The sequence below is a fragment of the Bartonella sp. AP36NXGY genome, assembly GCF_042195865.1.
Lineage (GTDB): Bacteria > Pseudomonadota > Alphaproteobacteria > Rhizobiales > Rhizobiaceae > Bartonella.
Genome location: NZ_JBHIPD010000024.1, coordinates 1 through 20,289, shown reverse-complemented (window position 1 = coordinate 20,289; position 20,289 = coordinate 1). Strand labels below are relative to the sequence as shown.

The following is a 20,289-nucleotide window of genomic DNA, read 5'->3' as shown; positions in this document are numbered from 1 at the left end:
TCAAATGGTGTGTTTTCAGGAATGCGAGTTTCCATGTTTTATCTCCTTGAATATGCTGGAGATACAATGCCTTTTTGTAAATTATGTTCCAAAAGTGAATAGATATGCGCCAAAAAGGACAGAAAACATCGAAAACAAGACGGTGATCATTACTTAAAATTCTTCTTACATGACTCCAGTCTAGAACTGATAATACCAGTTTATCGAGAATTTTAGTTGATGGGGGGTAAACGGTCTATGGGGTATGGCTCTCTTTTCCCGTTCTGTACTGCAATGTTTAAAAGATTGAATGTCGTTGTGAAGTTTAATCTTTCCCCCTTAGCTTAAAAGTAAGCTCTCTTAATGCTTTTCTTTCAAGTAATGTCCCAGATACTGCTTGAGGAAAACTTTGTAAACGCTTTTCCATCATTGATTATGTTTGAAGGTAAAAAGTAAAATTCTGGAGTCTTTATTTTATTATTCATTTTTTTGTAAAAACAGCGCGTCTTCTAAAATTTTAGTTTTTTATATTGTACTTATAATTAAAAGAATGCTTCAATTATTCAAAATAAATATCAAAAGTATTCAATTCAAAAAGCTATGAGAGATAAAAGAGAAGGAAGAAACATTAGTGTTCTAAGCTGTTTTTCCTTCTCTTATTGCTCTATATCAAAACAATGCTAGAAAAATTTTCTAAGTTCTTTGAGTAAAAACTCCCAAAACCAGAGAGGAAAGTTGAAAAGTTTTGAGACAATGTCCAAAAGTTTTGAGATTCTCTCCAAAGGTTGTTTTTTAGTTTCGCCCGCAGTTTTTTTATACGATGTAAGAGCACTTTGATTTGAGAGATAAATTTGGTTCGATGGACCATCTTGTATTAAGAAAGTGCATTTTGTAAAGGTCATGCGTTCCACCTTTATGACGTAGGGATTATGAACTGTAATCGGTTCATAGGTGCTACAGGTTTTCACTTTTGCATTTGCAGTTGTCATGGATTCTGTTTCAAATGTATTTGTATAAAGGTTACTTGTGCGTTTTTCGGGTTTACTGTCGATTAAAATACATTCATCCATTATGCTTTTTATGGGTGCATTTACTTTGTTTATAAAGTTTTTGAGATGTTTAGAAAATTGAGTTTCTAAGGATAGGATTTTTAGGGATGGGATTTTTATGATTGTATTCATTTTATCAAGTTTTTTTAATACTTTTTTTATTAAAGGCCCGTAAATGTCTTTAATGTTTAAAAAATCACGAACACCAAGTTTACTGATGGCATTATAGGACCACCCTGAAAGACATGCGATCATTTCAATTGATTGCTCGTCGCCTTCTTTGCTCTGTATTGCTTTTAAGTCTTTAAATTTCGGGCGGCGTAAGGTGATTTCTGTGTATGTCTTTCCTTCCACTTTAATAGGTCCAAGTAATTGGTACGTGGCTCGTTCTGTTATATTCATTAATAGCTTCTCCTTGCTTTCTACATTAGATGCAGAATGATTCGTCAAATTTTTATTATATCATGTTTGTCAATAGCTTAGGCAATAAACTTTGTGCTGGCTATGTAGAATGAAATTCTAACAAAATGGACAAGATGAATTTAGATTTTAGAGCGAGATAGAAGCACAATTTGCTTTATGATATTAGTGGGCTATTAAGTTTATTTGCTCAATTATTTGTGTTGATAAAGACTTCTCCATGAGCCATTATTATATGCTGTATTGTTACAATAATATTTGCGTGGGGAGTTTTGAGGAAAGGGAGTTTGTGGCTTCTTTTTTCTTTGAGCGTTGTAAACCACTTCTGATAAAAGATGTTGTCGGGAAAGTGATGTTGTTATCATGGAGAGGGATAGTGTTTGGGAGCGTTTTTGTTGATGATATCAATGAAAAAAAGCTGATGAAGATAGGGCAACATGAATACAACAAAATGCGCTATTTCGGATTGGGAAATATATCTCTGAAGGAGAGTTTTGATCTTTTAGCTTCTTTTGCGTATAGTTTTAAAATTGCGATTTGCTATGCTTTAAAATTAATTATAAAGTGAAGCACTAAGTGTTTATTTACGTGTTGAGTGTGTGCGTGCGGATCATACACTGGATTTATGTATCAACAAGCTGAATTATTCTCGAATAAAGTAAAAGAATAAAGAAAATTGATTATTTTATTCCCTGTGGATAAAGTTAAAATAGCTTTATATTTATAAATATAAATTATTATTTTTCTATAAACGTAAAATTTAAATATTTTTAAATTTAAGAAATGTGACTTTCCTGATGAAACATAAATATACATTACCATTCATTATACTTATCGTATGTTTATCAACAGGAGGTTTGATTTCTACCGATATTTTTTTACCAGCACTGGGCGATATGCGTCAATATTATCAAGTGACACAATCTCAAATTCAAAGTGCAGTGGCGGTTTTTTTGTTGGCATTGGCACTTGGACAGCTCATTTATGGGCCGCTGAGTGATAATTTTGGGCGTAAAAAAACACTTCTATTGGGCTTATTCTTGTGGTTATTTACGACACTTGGTGTGATTTATACGGTTCATATTCACGCTTTTCTTGTGTTACGTTTTTTGCAAGGTCTTGGTGCTTGTGCGGGACTTGTCTTAAGTCGTGCAATTATCAATGATTTGTTGGATAAAAAAGCGGCTGGAAAACTTTATTTGATTGTTTTCCCTTTTATTGGAATGTCACCAGCACTTGCACCTTTCATTGGTGGACTTTTGATACAGGCTTTTCATTGGCAGGCAACTTTTATCTTTTTAAGCTTTTTTATATTTTTGACCATTTTGCTATGTTGTTTTGTGCTAAGCGAAACTCTACCCCCTCAAAAACGGCAGCATTTTTCTCCTGTAGGATTAATGAAGGCATATTTAGGCGTTTTCAGAAATAAACAATTTATTTTTTATGCACTTATTCCGTGTTTTTCTTACGCTGCCTATTTTGCTTATATTGTGGAGTCGCCTTTTTTACTCACGACTTTGGGGTTATCGCCGATACACATTAGTTATAGCTATATTGGTGTCTCGTTTCCCTATATTTTGGGAAATCTTTTGGCGCGATGGTTTTTTGAACGCGAGTCTATGGAAAAAACTGTGGGGAGAGGGTACATTATTTTTGTGATAGGTGGTGTGCTGTTTGCTTTGCAAATGTATCTAAGCCCATGGCCCCTTGTGACAAGTTTTATGGCTATTGCTGTTCTTACTTTTGGAAATGGTTTTTTATTGCCGTTAGGAACAGCGTTGGCTATTTCATCGCATCCGAAAGCTGCGGGAGCGGCTTCTGGTGTTATGGGATCTTTGCAATTAGGAAGTGCGGCACTCAGTGCAGCGGTTATCGGAAAAATCTCTGGTCATAGCCCACGGGCTATGGCAACTTTGTTAGCTGTGTGTTGCCTCATTGGTTTTATCATTTATATTCAAAAAGCGCGTCATTTTATGACTTCAGAAATAAGCTGAGTAAATGATAAAAAGAAAGCATTATGCGGAAATGCTTTTGATGTTTTACACAAATGGGGCACCTGTACATTAGATGAATTTTTTTTTATTAAGTTGCTGGATTGAGTGGGTTTAAAATTTGTTACAAGCTTAGTTTGAGTTTAACAAATCGATTATTATGGGGGAGAATATGAGCCTAGAGTTTCAACATATTTTCATTATATTGGGTGGGAAAATTTCTGGCTCTAATGCATGTTTAAAAATAAGGGGAGGAATTGATCAATGAGCCTTCCTATTATTATTCTTTCTCCTGTAATGCCAATTTGGGATGGTGGTGTTTTTTGTTCTCCATTGACAAAGCTATGTTCAACAAAAGGATTCCCTGTCACTCTGCTGGATACGCTTTCTCTTTTTCCTAAGAGTTCTCATGTTCTCAATTATTCTGCTGTAGACATTTTATCTTTTATGGCAGAAAAACTTAAAAGCTATTTTAAAGAGCCCGCAGTGCTTGTGGGATTTTCTATGGCTGGAACATTGGTACAAATATTGGCAGCCCAGCTTCCCAATGTTCAAGCTGTGCTTGCTGTGAATGCGCCTGGCTATCCAGATAAGGTTTTGCAACGGCGCCTTGGAGATATTCTTGCCTCCTTAGAAAATAATGATTTATCGGGGGCTTTGGAAATACTCAATGGTTTTATGCATCCTTCTGGCGTTATGAAAAAAAGAGCCTTATTGGAGATTCCTGATGAACAAAAAAGCGTGGCAATTGAACGCATGACAAGAGGCTTTAAACTCTTATTGATGATGGATGCTAGAGATGAGTTAGTTAAGTATAAGGGGAAGTTTTTAGCTTTAGTGGGAGAAAAGTCGCAACTTGCAACGGTAAATAATCAGACGAAAAGTCATAATCTGAACCATGAATATAAGATTATCTCTGGTGCTGGTACGCGTTTGTGGGAGGATAATCCTACTATGACGGATGCAGTCATTGATGAGTGGATGGAGGGACTATGAAAAAGAAAGTTCTTGTATTACCTGGTGATGGGATAGGACCAGAGGTTTGTGATGCTGCGCTGATGGTTTTAGAGCAATTCCAATTGCCGATTGAATTAACTTATGGTGATATTGGTGTTGAATGTTGGAAACGGGAAGGAGATCCTATCCCTCAAGCGACTTGGCAAAAAATTACTCAGAGTGATGCTATTTTACTTGGTGCTGTGACCCGTAAAGGAAAAGAGGCGGCTTTAAAAGAACTTGCTCCGCATTTAAAAGAGAAAAAACTTGCCTATGTTTCTCCCATACTTCAACTTCGCCAAAAGTTAGGTTTGTTTGCGAATATACGTCCTGTAAGATACATCTTTGGTCCGAGAAAACCTTTTCATTTTTGTGTTATCAGAGAAAATAGTGAAGGCCTTTATGCTGGATTGGATTTTCGGGGTATTTCTCCTGAAACAGCCGTTTGGCTAAAATATCCAAATTTGACAAAATATGGGCTTGAGGAAGCTGCGTGGACAGTCCGTTTGCAGACACGCTTTGGTTTAGAGCGGTTATTTGAATACGCTTTTTCTTATGCAAGGAAATATAGCTTTAGGCGAGTTACTTTTGCTGATAAGCCCAATGTTATGCGAGAAAGTGGACAGTTTGCTCAGGAAATTTTTGAGAAGATTGCGCAAAACTATCCGGAAATTGAAGCAGATATTCATAATGTTGATGCGGTTGCTTTGTGGATTGCAACCAAGCCAGAGCGGTTTGGTGTGATTGTTGCTGAAAACATGTTTGGCAATATTCTCTCTGATCTTGGCTCTGGGATAATGGGGGGATTGGGGCTTGCATCTCATGTGAATGTGGGGAGCGAGATTGCTTGTTTTGAACCTGTTCGTGGTAGCACACCACGTATTGTTGGACAAAATAAAGCCAATCCTTCTGCGATGCTTTATACCACGGCTTTACTCTTAGAGCATTTAGGCTTTAAAGATGCAGCAAAACAATTATCTGAGAGTGTTGATCAGGTTATTCGTGCTGGAAAAACCGTTACCTATGATCTTGGAGGTGTCGCCTCTACCCGTCAAATGGCTGAAGCTGTTCGCAATTCTCTTGTGAATCCTATCTTTGTTTGTCGTGCGGCGATCATTACCGTTGGTGATGAACTCCTTTCAGGACAATATTTGAATACGAATTTACAAGATTTAAGCCAAAGCTTGAACAAGAGAAATATTCAAGTCACACGTCATTTTGTTTGTGCTGATCAATTACAGCAAATCAGTGAGACTGTTGTTTCTTGTCTTGGACAAGAAGATCTTATCATTATCAGTGGGGGATTGGGACCAACATCAGATGATAAAACACGCGATGGAGTTGCTCAAGCTGTAAAGCAGCCTTTGGTACATCATGAAGATGTTTGGCAAACAATAAAAGGTCAATTACAACGATTAGGGATTACGGCGGATAAGAGTAATGCACGTCAAGCATTGTTTCCTGAGACAGCAACTGTGCTTGATAATCCTACAGGCACAGCACCAGGGTTTTATCTCTCTTGCGATGGAAGTACGCTTGTTGTTTTGCCTGGTCCACCATCACAGGCTCTTGCGCTTTTAGAGAATTATTTAGAACACAACGAGAAGAAATATTTTTCTGTATCGCGTGCGGAGTATGCATGGACTTTGATTGGAATTGATGAAAGTACTATTGCGCAGTGGGTTGATGATCATCTTGAAAATGAACCCTTTGAACGGCATTTTTTATGGAAAAGCCCCTATGTTTTGGTGCAACTGGTTGCTCAATCAGAAGCGCTCTTGGAACAACATTTCGTGGAAGCATTTGAAAATCATTTTCACCCCTATTTAGTTGGGGCAGAAGTTACTACTGCTTGTAAACAATTAGCGATGCATGCAGAGGTTCATTGGTCTGCCAATGATCCGCTGCTTTTAAAATATTTTCAGCCCATAGAAAAAGGTAAACAAGATATTCCACTGCTTGAGGTTGAAGTGAGCCTAGAGCCTTCTTTGGAGACATTAGAAAATCAAGCAGAAAGCCTTGGACATGCTACCATAACTATACGGATGAAAGGTTATGGTGAGGATTATATTACTTTTCCCTATACGCGACCACTTTTAGGTGTCGTCTTACAAGAATATGCAGCTTGGGCTGTCTTAAAAAGATATTTGAAAACGGAGAAGAAAAAATGAAACTCTATGGGGATGTAACAATATTGCTTAAATTATTAAACGTTCTATTATAGGAAGTATTTTGATCCTTTTCTTCAGTGGTTTTTGTCTATAGGGTAATTTTTCTTTTGATGTGTCATTAAATGACTTTGATTGATTCAAGATTAAGAAAAACTTTACGATATTAGGCTCGCTATATTCAATATTTATAATGATTAATTATGATTATAAATCAAGATGTTATCTTTCATGGAGCTGATGACAAGGAATCCAGAGACGTCATGTACCGCAAGCGTTGTAGATAATTAAGATTCTTCTGAAAATCAAAAAGTGATGGTGTGAAAAGACAAGAAGTCGTGTCATTTACAGGAAAGCTTTGCAAATTTTATTGAACAATATGTCCGTGAAGAGTTTATTGCGAACATGTGCCGTTCTGTTATCTGATAATAAATTGCTGTAAAGAGCTCATAAAATTTTTCCTTTAAGTTTTTGTGTGATTGCATGATCGTTGGGTGTTCACTTCCGAGGGGCGATATTTTTCAATTTGATAACAGGAAGAACTATTTTTTCTGTAAGATGTGAAGATTTAAGGAGTGATTATTTTACGCTTTTGTTTTCTTTTTGATTGGTAATTTGTAGGAATTTTTTTTGGGGAAAATATTTAATGTGGTTAAAAACATTTTATGCGTGTGTGGGAGAAAAATAAAAATGTGGTCTTAATTGTTGATAAGAGTGTCAATATTTTTGATGAACAAATTTTAGTCGTAATTCTTAGTATCTAGATGGGAAGTTTATTGCATTTTTTAACAGTTCGTATTCTATCTGTTGTGATGCGCAGTGGTTTTTTAAGCAAAAAAGAAAGGGCTTTTATGTATCAGATTGATTACAACAGTTATCGTTCTGTCAAGAGTTTTAGTCGTCGCGTTCATTTTCTCGTTATGCATTATACGGCTATTGATTTTAAAGCCTCGATTATGGCGCTTACAGGAGAAAAGGTTAGTGCACACTATCTTGTTCCTGATCCTTCAGAGCAGACATATCGTGAGGCAGGCTTTAAGGATATGCGTATTTTTAATCTGGTTGATGAAAATGAGCGTGCATGGCATGCGGGTGTGAGTTCATGGGCTGGGCATAGTCATCTCAATGATGCATCTATCGGGATTGAAATCGTTAATTTAGCGACTTATCATGATGGGACGGGTATGTTTCCTCCTTATAATCCAATACAAATTGATGCTGTTAAGGAACTTGCCTTGAATATTCTTCAACGGTATCCCGATATTATGCCAACAGATGTGGTGGGACATAGTGATATTGCCATTGGAAGAAAAAGTGATCCAGGAGCAGCTTTTCCATGGAGAGAACTTTATAGCGCAGGTATAGGAGCATGGTATGATGATGAACTAAAAAGTCATTATCAGGAGCAATTCTCTAAGAATTTGCCACCCAAAGAAGATGTTTTGGCGAAGCTAAAATGTTATGGATATGATATTTCTGTTGCGTGTACCCAAACAGGATACAAAGATTTGATCCGAGCATTTCAACTTCATTTTCGTCAAGAAAATTATGATGGGATTCTAGATGTTGAAACAGCAGCAATTCTTTATGCATTGGTTGATAAATATTTTCCGTGAATTCAATGCGTTTTAATTGAAAATATGGCTTATGATTACGTGTAAGCCTTTTTATTATCAGGAAAGGCTGCTTTTTGCCAATTGGCTTTATGTAAAAAGGGTATTAATCGTGTAAAAAATCCCATGTACGGTATAAGGCGTTTTATGGAAACATAACTCTGAAAGCTCTATGATTTGCAGAGATTAAATTTTATTGTTTCTTTGTCTTATATTTTTCTTCCTTTAAAAATGCATAAAGCCAAGATGTTGTATATATGATGACATGTTCCTTACGCAGGGTAAAACGCTTCAAATAAAATGGATTTGTATTGTATATTTACATGCTTGTTTTAAAGAAATGTCTTTTAGTGTGTATTACAACACATATTTTACAGCGACGTTCATAGAGAATATAATCTAAAATCCTCTATGAAGTGTATCCTCATTTTTATGCTTAATAAAAGTGCCTAGCACTATCGTACACTTTGTTAGATCTCAATGTTACGACAACCCTTGGAACTGAAAACGATACATAAAAGGGTTTTCTTTACTCGTTTTTATTCACACGACTCTCTCCGCTTGTCGTGTACAAGTGAAAGGTTTTGGTTGATTGAAACATGCAAAATTATAAATTATGATTATAAATCAAAGTGATGCAGATTCAAGAAAAATAGGGGCATTTACAGATTGCTACTGATAGGGGGGCTATTCTTTAGAAGGGGAAGAGGTCAATTCATTTTTTTGAAGATATATCTCTTTTCTCTTTTATTGCTTTAGGGGATGTTTGCATCGTTTTGACAGCATGTTTCTTAATGATTAAGTTTTTTAATGAAGCAGTGTTATAAAACGTTGTGTTTTAGAGTGTTGATAGAAGACACATTCAGGCATATCAAAAACACAATGATGTCTTGTTTTTTCAATATTTTATCTGTTCAGTGTAGAATTTATTTGAGAAGATCATGACCTAAATTAACAAAGGTTAGAAGTAAATTATCAAGAAAGACCAATTTGGTCATAAAGCAAAGGAGTTATTCATGCTTTAAAGGGCAAGGAAGAGATTGTGTTTGAAGTGATGTGTAAAAGCCCGTGTGAGGTGCTCTTATCAAACATATCAGGTTAATCTTCTAAGAGTAGTTTTATGAAACTAAGTCGGTTTTTTTTCGAGAGACAAGACAATACGTATCAGGAAAAGATATTCATGATATTTGATTTCAAAAATAAAAACTGGCAAACCATGTTGCCAGTTTTTAAAAGCTGTAGCTTAAATAGGATTAGAATGAACGCTGTAAACGGATCATACCTTGAAAAGCACTTTTCTTGTTGAATAAATGTTTTTCATCATTATTTTTATCCGTCACAACGCGATCATCGTTCCAAGAAACATAGGTTAATTCAGGTGTAATCACAAATCCTGGAACCAGCGTGTATGTAATATTTACAGAAGTTGCAAAGGTTTTTACAGCACTATAAGAAACTTGAGCATTCAAATTTGCTTTTGGAGTAAGCTTGTAAGTGGCACCCGCCCAAGCAGCCCATTTACCACCCCAGTTTGCATAAATTGTTGTGCTTTTTCGTGATAACTCATCATTTGCATTTACTGTGTAGTAATCAAGTCCATTTTTATAGCCAGCCATTACCCATAGATTGAAACGATCGTTGACATTGAAATCTGCACGTACTTTTCCAGCCCACTTTTTGTAGTAAGCATCATATGCTGCAACTGCTGAAAAACCACCCCATTTTTGCATGAACTTTATACCCAAAACCACATTCGGGGTGTAATTTTTAATTGCTTTACTTGGAAGAGTGCCCTCAGTGATAGAAACAAGCTTATCATCTTTATCAATGTAGTATCCTGTTATTCCTGGAAGAGAATCTGCATTATTGCCTAATTCAGCGCCGATAATAGCAGAAAAGCCGGAGTCACCACTAAAGGTGTAGGAAATAAAATTGGTGCGTGTTGTGCCGGCAGGCGCTATGCTGTCATCATTGAGAACATTTCCATAATCACCAGTCCAGCTGTTGAAAATTGTGTCATCAAGACCTACGCGAAAACCACCCAGTTCAATGTAAGCCGCGGCAAGCTTTGCAGCAGCGTTGTCTCTACCATCACCCCAGTTTGAATAAATTCTTGCATATGAACGAAGTGTTCCCATTTCTGTTTCAGAAGCTGCTTGAAAAACAAGGGTGAGCCGTGATGCTGCGCCATAGGTTTTTCTTTTGTTTCTTAGTTCAGTTTCGGTTGTTGCATCGATATTATCACCGCCTATAAAATCAGTACGAACATTTCCTGATAAACGCATGCAGGTTTCTGTTCCAGGGATATAAAAATATCCTTTTCCATAGGCATCACAAACGCGAATATATTCTACAGGTTCGGGTTCGGCGATAACTGTTGAAGCAGCATGTGCTCCAGAAATTGCTAAAAAAGCTGCTGTAGAGCTTAAAAAGAGGGATTTAATATTCATATGGGATCTCCGAGGTCCGGTTAAATTTCTTCTAAAGAGTACCATTTGCCTAACGCATTAAGGACAAAGACATAAGTAAATACGCAGCACTTGTTATCTTAGCTATAACTAATCTTTTTAGAGTTTCAAATGTGAAATTACCTTTTTGTAATATATACATGTACTATTCGAGATGCTGTGGTAAAAAAGACACAATTTTTGTTTTATTAACTTTTGCTCCTTATGGGATCAATAAAGGAAAAAAAATTCAGATATTTGGGAAAAAAATCGAAAATGTCTTGAACTTTCTGTTGATACCATTTATGCCTCTCTGTTGGAGAGGTGGCCGAGTGGTCGAAGGCGCTCCCCTGCTAAGGGAGTAGGGCTCAAAAGGCTCTCGAGAGTTCGAATCTCTTCCTCTCCGCCATCTATTGTTATAAAAGCAGTTGACTGTGTATCGGAATTCTGTTTATCCCGTTGGGATTATGCCTCTCATATAAAAAGCATGTTCTAAACACAAATATACTTGTGTTGCCGATTTATGCGCTTGTTTTAAAGAGATATCTTTGCAATGTGTGTAAGCCCATTTTGCGACGCTGCCTCGTAAATGGTATAAAACACAAAAGTTTCTGTGAGACATATAAAGCCTTATAAAGCCACATCATTTGTATACTTATGAAGATGCAAAGAGGCATATTATATATCTGCTTATATATCTGCCTTCCTGTTGTTATAGATTTTGACTATGAGAGTTCATAAAAGGCATTTTTCCTTTCTAAATCGTTTTTATTTATACGGCTTTCTTTGCTTATGATGTGCAAGCAAATGATTTTGATTGTTTCAACCATAAAGCAGATTTGAAAAGAAAGAATCTTACAATATTCGCGTTTGGTATATTATCATTATAAATCAACGTGTTGCTTTATATTTGCATTGTGTATTGAAAGTTGGATGTGGCAATGCTCTCAAAAAAGTTATAGATTTCTTTTAGAAGAAAACATTGTGGGTGAAATGTTATGGTTTTCCTCTCATAGAGACTTTTGAGAGTGTTTCATCCATCTCATGACAACCAAACCACACATGAAAAAAGTAATGGTCGGTAATATTAGGTAGTAAGATGGAGAAACTTTTGCAGGAAGAAAAGAAATAATACTCAATACTGTAATTGAAAATATTCTTCCGCTAAAAGAGACAGCACCAACAACACCGGAAATATGCTGCGTTTGTTTTTGGTTAAGTTCTGAGAAAAATAAGCTTTTTGCACCGATCGGTACAGTGCAAATAAATCCATGGATTAAAGAGAAGGCGATGACTGATGCAGCCGTTTGATGGCTATGAACTGAAAAATAGAGCGCTATGCACATCAGTGCAGAAAAGAAGGAAAAATATTTTATAGAATTTTTATATTTTTTATCAAGAACATGATACTTAGACATCAGTAAATTTGAAAAATATTGTGCTGAAAAGGCTCCAATATGGCAGCACATCAAGACGAGCATTTGCGAACCGTTGAGGTGATGAATTTTTCCCCCTGAAAGTATTATCGGTTGCCAGAAATGATAAATAATCTGAATACCAGCGCTAAAAAGGCACATGAGGAAAATAAACCATGCTCCTCCTACTGTATTTTGAAATATCCAGAGCGTTTCCTTGGCATTGTGCAAGATTGTTTTTGTTTTGGACGTTTCAGTTGTCGTTTTCTTTTCTTCAGGAACAATAAGGAAGATCAAAAAAATAAATCCCACCATGAGGCATGAGATGATATATCCCATAAAATATCGTCCAGAGTAGTAGATCGTTCCAATGCCTACAATCCCACTGAGAATACTTCCGAAAGAGTTAACCTGGTGGTAGAGATGAGCATAATGCGAGAAGTGATCCTGTTTATCGCCTAGAGAATGGTAAATCCATCCGTCAATGGCGCTGACAATGATACAAATGCCCGCTGCATAGAGAATTTGCGCAATAATAAGTGCTGTCATATTGGGAGCTTGAAGGCATAGAAGATAAAATACTCCTGTCATAAAGACCCCAGCCATAACGGAATATTTACGCCGATATCTGTCAGATAAAACAGCGCAGGGAAAATCAAGCAGCAGAATGGTGGTGGAAAAGACAACCTGAAGCAGAGCTAATTGCGCCAGACACACTCCCATGGACATTAAAAAAATCGCATGGTAAACGCCGATCAGCATGCGGACAGCATTATAGGAGCCATAGGTGAGAGCAAGGGTGCATGCTCTGTTCATTGTGTTGTTCCATAGATTGTACAATAAGAATTTTCATTGAAAAGAATATTTTTCTGTGAAAAGGTAGCGGTTTCATATCCCCATTCAGGGATTAGTGGAAAGAAGGCTTCCATAACCATCCCAAAATTTAAAAGGTCCCTTAGTCCATATGGGACTTCAAAGCGTATTAATGAGAGCAAATGATGCAATTGTAAAGTGATTATGAGAAGCAACATAAGCCTCATAAATGAGATTGTTATTTTTTGAGGGGAGTTGCTTGTGGGGCTGTTGCTTCCGTAGTAATCATTTTGTCTAGATCTGTAAAATGACCCTAGGACGGCAAGATCATTGACATAATTAGGACTTATAGAAGTGTGTTTATTTTTTATACACCATTTACTGATCCATTCTCTTTGCTGATCAGCTGAAATAGCACAAATGATCCATAAATCGGTTTTTGGTAATTTTTTGATATCTTTTTTTATAGTCATCAACATTTGTAATCCCCACCTTCTTTCTGACTGTTTCTCCGTATCACTTTACGTCTAAAAAAGTTTTTTTCAGAATTCATCTTTACTTTATTTATTAAAAATTTATTAAAAAGATTGTCTCGCAAGGTGCTTTTTAATCACGTCATTACGATTAAGAATTAAATTTCTGATATAAGAGGAAGGGGGCATGATACATTGTGACTAAATACATAAATCCCTCCGTATCCTGAAATGACGATTTCCTTTTGCAAAACAGTATCTTGAATGGAAGCTCGATAACCGTTACGTTGATCATGAAATGATAACCTAAAAGAGTGCTTATGAGTACTTGAAGATATTCTTTAGATATTACAGAAAGAACAAGAAAATAGTTTAAAAAAATCAAACTTGGGATGAAAGCTTTCATCTTATGATGGATGATGGTGAATTTTAAACTTCATCTACTGTTTTTTTGATTTACTGTGCTGTAAGAAAGATCAAACTCACCCAATTCATGTCTCTAATTTAGATCATTGATCATAAACATTATATACTGTCTTTTCAAATTATAACTTTGCTCACTGCTTGTCTTCACTGATTAAATCAACATTTCTCTAAAAATGCCGCTTGAGAAAAATGCATCCTATCAGTTTAATATTCTATGATCTTTTAATTAATTTAAAGGAGATAACATAAAATATACGATAAAAAATGAATAAATTTCAATTTTTATAAAAAAACAAACTTTTTACTGCTGCTGATAAAAAACAAAGCTATATTAAAAGTAGCCTTTATACCCTTCAATACTATTGATTTTTGGTTGTTACCGGATGAAGGTTCCTTTGTTTTGGAAAGAGCAGAGCAGAATTTAAGAGCAGAATGGGCGCGTGCGCAAAAGCTTGTCCTTGATCTCTCTTTAAGTTGGATACTAAGCCGCTTGATGGTTGAGGGTGTTCACCATGTGAACATAACGCAACCTTGTGAGGGTATTTTAGTCATACCTGATGAAGCAGAGCTTTAGGGGATATTGTCTTGTTTGAACGGGGGCGTGCTTATTGATTTCCTCGTTGTTATTGCTGCTTAATTTCAGCCATTATTTTCTGAAAAAGAAGCTTTGTAGGGAGAAGATCATACATGGAGCAGAGTGTAAAACGAAGAAATGCATATAACTGATCCAGTAATGTTGACAATAATCGCTCAATATGTTGCTCTGGTTGTTCAAACAAATGGCTAGATTGGCTTTTATTCTCTGAGGTAAGTGCTACTCTCGATGAGATAGAACGCGGATGAGCGAATTATCAGTTAAGGGATTAAGAGTAATGGGGGGAAAAAATAATCGTCAAGATTTGAGTTATTTCAAAATCGCTGTGTTCGGTATGATTATTATGATTTTGGGGATGGGAATTGGGCGATTTTTCTATACGCCGGTATTTCCAGTTATGTTGGATGAAGGATTGTTTACCTTTAAGCAACTTTCTTATATAGCTAGCGCTAATTATGGCGGTTATTTAGTTGGGAGTATGTTTTTTTCGTTTTGCAGAGTTGGGAATATATCACGTGCTCCTTACATGCTATTTGGTGCAGCTATAGTGACGAGTGCACTTATTTTTGCCATGGCGTTGACACCAAACTTTTACTTGGTCTTCTTTATCCGCTTTGCTGCCGGTATCGCGAGTGCGGCAATGATGATTTTTGGTTCTATGACGGTTATGCAGCATAGTCACAAGCTGTGGGTTATTGCTTCGCTCTATGCGGGTGTGGGAGTTGGTATTCTACTGGGTAATGAGTATGTTATTATTGGTTTGAGTAAATCACTGAACGCGCAAAGTATTTGGTTTGGAGCTGGTTTAATATCTGTTATATTGTTGCTCGTGTTATTTATTTTATTTCCACGTCGTGTTGATGCATCTCAATTTGCTATTAACGAGTCATTGGCACACGAAAATATCGTTTGGTGGGAACTCGCTCTGATTTATGGGCTTGCTGGGTTTGGTTATATTATTGTCGCGACATATCTTCCTCTGATGGCGAAAACATTTAATTTCCCACTACTCGCTAACCACTTATGGTCGTTTGTCGGAATTGCCATTGTTCCTAGTTGTTTCATTTGGTTATGGGGAGCCCATCGGTGGGGGGTATTACGTTGTCTGATGCTCAATTTGCTTATCCAAGGAGGATGCGTATTACTGACATTATTCAGTCAGTCTCTTGTACTGATCGTTCTCAGTTGTATAGGGTTTGGATTTACTTTTATGGGGACGACTTCTTTAGTTATGCCGTTAGCTAAGCGTTTATATGCGCCGTATGGCATAAATCTGCTAGGCTTGGCTACCTTAACTTACGGTTTTGGCCAAATATTAGGACCTCTCTTGACGAGTTTTTTACAGTCTGGTTCACATGCCATTGCGCTTTCCGTTATCTGTGGTGCTGTAGCGCTTTTTGTTGCTGCTGGAATCTGTCAATATTGTCTTTGTAAAAAGGTCGTTGGCGTTTCATAAACCCGCAATCTTCACTAAAAAGTCAGAGAATTTATTCCATTCTTTTTGAAACATTTTGTGAAAGTCAAATTATTCTAATAGGGGAGATTACAGAATGCTTCACTCTACAGTCGCTATTTTGGGCGTTGGTCCTCGTGGGATCAGTATTCTCGAACGCTTGCTCACACTTTATTCCCATTATCCATTTTCTGGGAACATTGATATTTTATTGATTGATCCCAATGAGATGGGAACCGGTACCCATAGTGTGCATCAGCCAGATCATTTATTGGTTAACACTGTCGCTTGCCAGATTACTTTATTTGGTGATGATACAGTTAAGGGTGTCGGGCCTATTCGTAAAGGGCCGAATTTCTATCAATGGGCTATTCAACAAGGTTATCGTAATATTAACGGTGTTTTTTCTCGTACAGAGCATGATGTTGGGAGAGAAATCAAAGAAAATGATTATTTATCACGTCGTTTGTTAGGGGAATACCTGTCTTGGGCTTACCAAGAGCTCACGCAAGATTTACCTTCCGGTATTCGTATTAAGGAGATCCGACAAAAGGTTATTAATCTCCATATCCACCAAGATAATAAAACGGATGTTCTTTTGGAAGATGGCTGTCGTTATAGTGTAGATTTTGTTTATATGACCACGGGTTATGGTAAGAATATATATTCATCGCATGATGAAAGCCTGCAACAGTTTGTCGCTGCTCACCAAATGAAAAATGCGCTTTTGAACTATTATTCGAATCCTTATCCAATTGAAAAGTTGGACTCTATACAATCTCAGTCTCGTGTGCTGCTGCAGGGAATTGGATTAACTAGCTATGATGTCTTGTCGCAATTGACTTACGGTCGCGGTGGGACTTTTACTGAAAATGCTGGACAATTGCGCTACATGCCAAGCGGCACAGAACCGAAGATAGCTTTATTCTCCCGTCAAACATTGCCTTTTAGTAGTCGCGGGATTAATCAAAAGGGTGGTAGTGGGCAATACATACCATCATTCCTTACTCTCGATGCAATACATCATCTGCGTAAGCAATCCAGCATTGCTAACGGTTCTCCGAAGCTGGATTTCGAAACGCAGCTTTTACCTCTGTTGCTTAAAGAAATGTGTTATGTCTATCGAAGTACGCAGCTGGGGCACTGGCTAGACCCTGAAACCTATGTTGTTACTTCCAAAGACGAGCAGTGTATTCAAGCGTTGCTGTATCCTCATCGAAATAAAATATTCGCCTCTCTGAATGATTATACAAGATTCTTCATGGAGCATTTGAAGGACGATCTTCATTCTTCCGCTGAAGGTAATGTTGATGGCCCAGTGAAAGCTGCTACAGATGTGCTACGAGATGTCCGTGATATCTTACGTTCAGCAATTGATTTTTGCGGGTTAACGTCTTCATCTCACAAGTACTTTATTGAATATTTTAATCCAAACTTCAACCGTATTTCTGTCGGTCCACCAATGCAGCGAAACCAAGAGTTGAAGGCTCTGATGGAGGCTGGTATCGTGACTTTGGCTGGTGGACCTTCACCTAAACTTGTTCTCAATGCTAGTACCAGCCGTTTCGAAATTCAGTCTGTTTTCCAAGATGAAAACAGTTCAGTTGATGGAGATGTGCTGATCAAGGCCAAGATTGATAGTTTTTCTCCGTTGCGTGATGAGTCCCCTTTTATCCAGAATTTGGCTGGTCAGGGCATCATTCGACCATTTATCAACCAAGGATATCATCCTAGTGGTATTGATATTGACCGTCGGCAGCATCCTATAGACACTAAAGGGCAAATACAAAATACATTATGGGTGGTCGGTAATCCAGTAGAGGGGCCCAATTTTTATACATATATTTTGCCTAGGCCTTTAGTTAATTCTCGTGCACTGCGGGATGCAGGGCGCTGTGTCACTGACATGTACGAGCAGCTTCTTAATCGCTACTCAGTCAAAGATTCAACAATTAATGTACATTGATGATGTAAAAAGCTTCCTGATACGCATGTCCTCCGTATCCGTTATAATGGCGATGCTGATGCTATTCATTTTTCTTATGTCTATCTCAATAAGAACTTGGTTTCTTATTCCATTGGCTGGAGTGACTGTTTTCGGTTATTTGCTTTTGACGATACCATACTGGTGTTTGAAGGGGAATGCACGCAGTGGTGTGTTCATCCTGTTGGCTTGTGCTTTAGTGCTGATATGGCGTTGGCACTTGCCTGATGTTCATACTGTGCTTGTGCGTTTTACTGATGTCTTTTGGCTATTACTCGCAATGGGATTGTTGCGCCATGTGATGAATACATGGCGTATTTCAGAATTTCTCTCTGAACGGTTGATGCGCTATGGAAAGGGTTCGCTTACCCTGTCCATCGCGATACTGACTGCGTTTTTAGCTTGGCCGATGAGTTTGGGGGTTATCCCCCTAATGATTGATGCCTTGAAAAAAAGTGTTTTTCCCTCTCGCCATTTGGCCGCTATTGTGATGCGAATGATGAGCATCACGATGGTACTGATGCCGACCAGCATCGGTGCAGCAACAGTTTTCGCTGCTATGCCTAGAACACCAATATTCACATCCGCTGCTTTGGGGATACCACTTTTTCTATTCAGTCTGTTGTTGTTGTGCCTTTCTCCTGTTGTACCGCTAGCTAACCCGATTATTTGCGATGAGAGAAGAGCGAATAAAGAAGGAGAGAGAGTAAGAATTTGGATTTTTTTGATATTTTTCTGGCTAATATTTATCGTTGCGTTGACAGTTATTAGGTTGAATGCACTAGAAAGCATTGCATTGACGGCGAGCATTCTATACCTCATTGAGCGTGGGAGTTCACGCAGTATTGATTTTTTGACTCCTTTGGTGGCAGTGATACGCAGTATATCCAGTGAAATTATGTTGTTGCTAGGTTGTAGTCTGCTAATATCTACTTGTGATTTGCTTATTCCTTTGTTGCCGGTGACGTTTAGTCACTCATTGGCATCACTCTCTGTTTGGCAGCGTTATGCCTGTATTCTCTTTGTATTGCCAATTTTCAGTGTAGTAGGAATTCACCCTATGGTGCTATTTAGTTTGGCATTTCCCTTACTAGGGTCATCGATGGCTTATGGGGTTACGGATTATTTGGTTTGGATTTGCTTCTTTATTGCAGCTCAACTCCTTTCTCCTGTATCAATAAATGCTATTTTTGCTTCCAGTAGCCTGCATATTTCACCGGTGGATACGAGCTTTAAAATGCATAGTTATTATGTATTAATATTTAATCTTTTTGCGTTCATTTATTTGAGCTTTTTTATTCAATATTTGTAAATTGTGGAGATCTTATGCCTTACATAAATATTAAAATTACTAATGAAGGGGTTACCTCTGAACAGAAACGGCAACTAATAGAAGGGGCAACTCAATTATTAGTTAATATTCTGAATAAAAATCCGAAAACGACTGTTGTCGTGATTGATGAAGTGGAGACAGACAATTGGGGTATTGGTGGTGTCCCCATTACAGAATTAAGAAAAGCTCAAAATAAAGAATAACTCTGTGTATTTGACAATAATTTAAGGTCAATAGGGTTAATCAATGTAAAAAATCCCGTCCTTTAGCAACATTTGATTAGACCGCCCTTGGAGCGGTTGTCACAGCCCCTGATGCTGAAACCAAGTTTTTCCCCTCAACGAGCCTGTGTTAGTTTTTACACATGAGGGTGAGAAAATCCAAAAGCTTGGGCGAAGGGGAACGGCTCTTGATGTGATTAACGCCGTGTGTGCGCAGGGGATTGAGGCACAAATTATTCTTGTGCGGGTGGAAGAAAAGTCAACCATTGCTGAGACACAAACCGAAATGGTGGGATCCAATACTCACTTGACCGGTGTGCATGCCTTAGCGCATGCGCGGGGGCATTTGGGGGTGGAGCCTGGGATTTTACTGGCACCGGCTTATAGTGCAGGGCGGATTGATAATGGCAAAAACCCCGTGGCAGACGCCTTGGAACAAGTGGCAGAAAAGTTGCAAGCCATTGCCGTGTTTGATACGGGGGGTAAAAATGCGGAAGAAAGCCTTGCCTATCGTGCAGATTTTTCCTCACGCTTTTGTTATTTGATTGACCCCTTTGTACGGGTGGCAAATCGTGAGGGGGGTGTTAGTGTTAAACCCGCAAGTCCTTTTGCAGCAGCCATGTTTATCAAACGTGACAAGCAAAGGGGCGGTGTTTTTTGGTCTCCTTCCAACCAAGATGTGCATGGCATTTTAGGGACAGCACGCCCCATTAGCTATTTTGATGGCGAAATTGATCATGAGGCAAATCGCCTTAACCAAGCCGATATTGCAACCTTTATTCCCGCGCGCCTTAGTCAAAATGCGCATTTAGGTAATTCTGTGGGAGAAGTAGCTTCCAATGGGCGCATTTTATGGGGAAATCATACCACCTCCAGTGATCCACTTTGGCGCTTTGTCAATGTGGTGCGCACC

At 37.8% G+C, this 20,289-nt stretch carries 13 protein-coding genes, 1 tRNA gene and 2 pseudogenes; 12 read left to right on the top strand and 4 right to left on the bottom strand.

Annotated features, from left to right (window positions below; genetic code table 11):
* Positions 1-659 precede the first annotated feature (659 nt).
* On the bottom strand, positions 660-1,430 hold the full coding sequence (locus ACFINX_RS08245; protein WP_375630343.1) for a phage tail assembly protein: 771 nt from the start codon (positions 1,428-1,430) through the stop codon (positions 660-662).
* 307 nt (positions 1,431-1,737) lie between these two features.
* On the opposite strand from ACFINX_RS08245, the gene ACFINX_RS08240 reads away from it, so the two are divergent.
* From ACFINX_RS08240 to ACFINX_RS08220, 5 genes are all read left to right on the top strand, one after another.
* A complete protein-coding gene (locus ACFINX_RS08240; protein ID WP_375668625.1) occupies positions 1,738-2,016 on the top strand; it encodes a hypothetical protein in 279 nt (92 codons plus the stop codon).
* A gap of 229 nt (positions 2,017-2,245) precedes the next feature.
* A complete protein-coding gene (locus ACFINX_RS08235; protein ID WP_375668624.1) occupies positions 2,246-3,442 on the top strand; it encodes a multidrug effflux MFS transporter in 1,197 nt (398 codons plus the stop codon).
* Positions 3,443-3,703: 261 nt separating this feature from the next.
* Positions 3,704-4,435 carry an alpha/beta fold hydrolase gene (locus tag ACFINX_RS08230; protein WP_375668623.1) on the top strand — a complete coding sequence of 244 codons (732 nt, stop codon included), beginning with the start codon at positions 3,704-3,706 and terminating at the stop codon, positions 4,433-4,435.
* A complete protein-coding gene (locus tag ACFINX_RS08225; protein WP_375668622.1) occupies positions 4,432-6,606 on the top strand; it encodes an isocitrate/isopropylmalate family dehydrogenase in 2,175 nt (724 codons plus the stop codon). The genes ACFINX_RS08230 and ACFINX_RS08225 overlap by 4 nt, the downstream gene beginning before the upstream one ends.
* Before the next feature lie 848 nt (positions 6,607-7,454).
* The gene (locus tag ACFINX_RS08220; protein ID WP_375668626.1) at positions 7,455-8,219 is read left to right on the top strand and encodes an N-acetylmuramoyl-L-alanine amidase; all 765 of its coding nucleotides are present in this window, start codon (positions 7,455-7,457) and stop codon (positions 8,217-8,219) included.
* 1,250 nt (positions 8,220-9,469) lie between these two features.
* Here ACFINX_RS08220 and ACFINX_RS08215 read toward each other — a convergent pair.
* Positions 9,470-10,666 (bottom strand): porin, encoded by a 1,197-nt coding sequence (locus ACFINX_RS08215; RefSeq protein WP_375612473.1) that lies wholly within the window; start codon positions 10,664-10,666, stop codon positions 9,470-9,472.
* A 315-nt stretch (positions 10,667-10,981) separates the two neighbouring features.
* On the opposite strand from ACFINX_RS08215, the gene ACFINX_RS08210 reads away from it, so the two are divergent.
* Positions 10,982-11,072: transfer RNA gene (locus ACFINX_RS08210), tRNA-Ser, on the top strand.
* Between the two features lie 601 nt (positions 11,073-11,673).
* Here ACFINX_RS08210 and ACFINX_RS08205 read toward each other — a convergent pair.
* Together ACFINX_RS08205 and ACFINX_RS08200 are read right to left on the bottom strand one after the other, a co-directional pair.
* Positions 11,674-12,894 carry an MFS transporter gene (locus tag ACFINX_RS08205; protein ID WP_375668621.1) on the bottom strand — a complete coding sequence of 407 codons (1,221 nt, stop codon included), beginning with the start codon at positions 12,892-12,894 and terminating at the stop codon, positions 11,674-11,676.
* Entirely contained in the window at positions 12,891-13,370 is a 480-nt protein-coding gene (locus ACFINX_RS08200; RefSeq protein WP_375668620.1) for a hypothetical protein, read from the bottom strand. The genes ACFINX_RS08205 and ACFINX_RS08200 overlap by 4 nt, the downstream gene beginning before the upstream one ends.
* A 784-nt stretch (positions 13,371-14,154) precedes the next feature.
* Here ACFINX_RS08200 and ACFINX_RS08195 point away from each other — a divergent pair.
* From ACFINX_RS08195 to ACFINX_RS08170, 6 genes and pseudogenes are all read left to right on the top strand, one after another.
* Positions 14,155-14,402: pseudogene (locus tag ACFINX_RS08195) on the top strand (baseplate assembly protein); the annotation flags it as partial.
* A 227-nt stretch (positions 14,403-14,629) separates the two neighbouring features.
* Positions 14,630-15,841 carry a YbfB/YjiJ family MFS transporter gene (locus tag ACFINX_RS08190; RefSeq protein ID WP_375668619.1) on the top strand — a complete coding sequence of 404 codons (1,212 nt, stop codon included), beginning with the start codon at positions 14,630-14,632 and terminating at the stop codon, positions 15,839-15,841.
* Between the two features lie 94 nt (positions 15,842-15,935).
* The gene (locus ACFINX_RS08185) at positions 15,936-17,804 is read left to right on the top strand and encodes an FAD/NAD(P)-binding protein (protein WP_375668618.1); all 1,869 of its coding nucleotides are present in this window, start codon (positions 15,936-15,938) and stop codon (positions 17,802-17,804) included.
* A 52-nt stretch (positions 17,805-17,856) separates the two neighbouring features.
* Positions 17,857-19,134, top strand: a complete 1,278-nt coding sequence (locus ACFINX_RS08180) for a hypothetical protein (RefSeq protein WP_375668617.1) — start codon at positions 17,857-17,859, stop codon at positions 19,132-19,134.
* Between the two features lie 14 nt (positions 19,135-19,148).
* Positions 19,149-19,358, top strand: coding sequence for a 2-hydroxymuconate tautomerase family protein (locus ACFINX_RS08175; protein WP_375607418.1), 210 nt, complete (start codon positions 19,149-19,151; stop codon positions 19,356-19,358).
* A 50-nt stretch (positions 19,359-19,408) separates the two neighbouring features.
* Positions 19,409-20,289: pseudogene (locus tag ACFINX_RS08170) on the top strand (phage tail sheath subtilisin-like domain-containing protein); the annotation flags it as partial.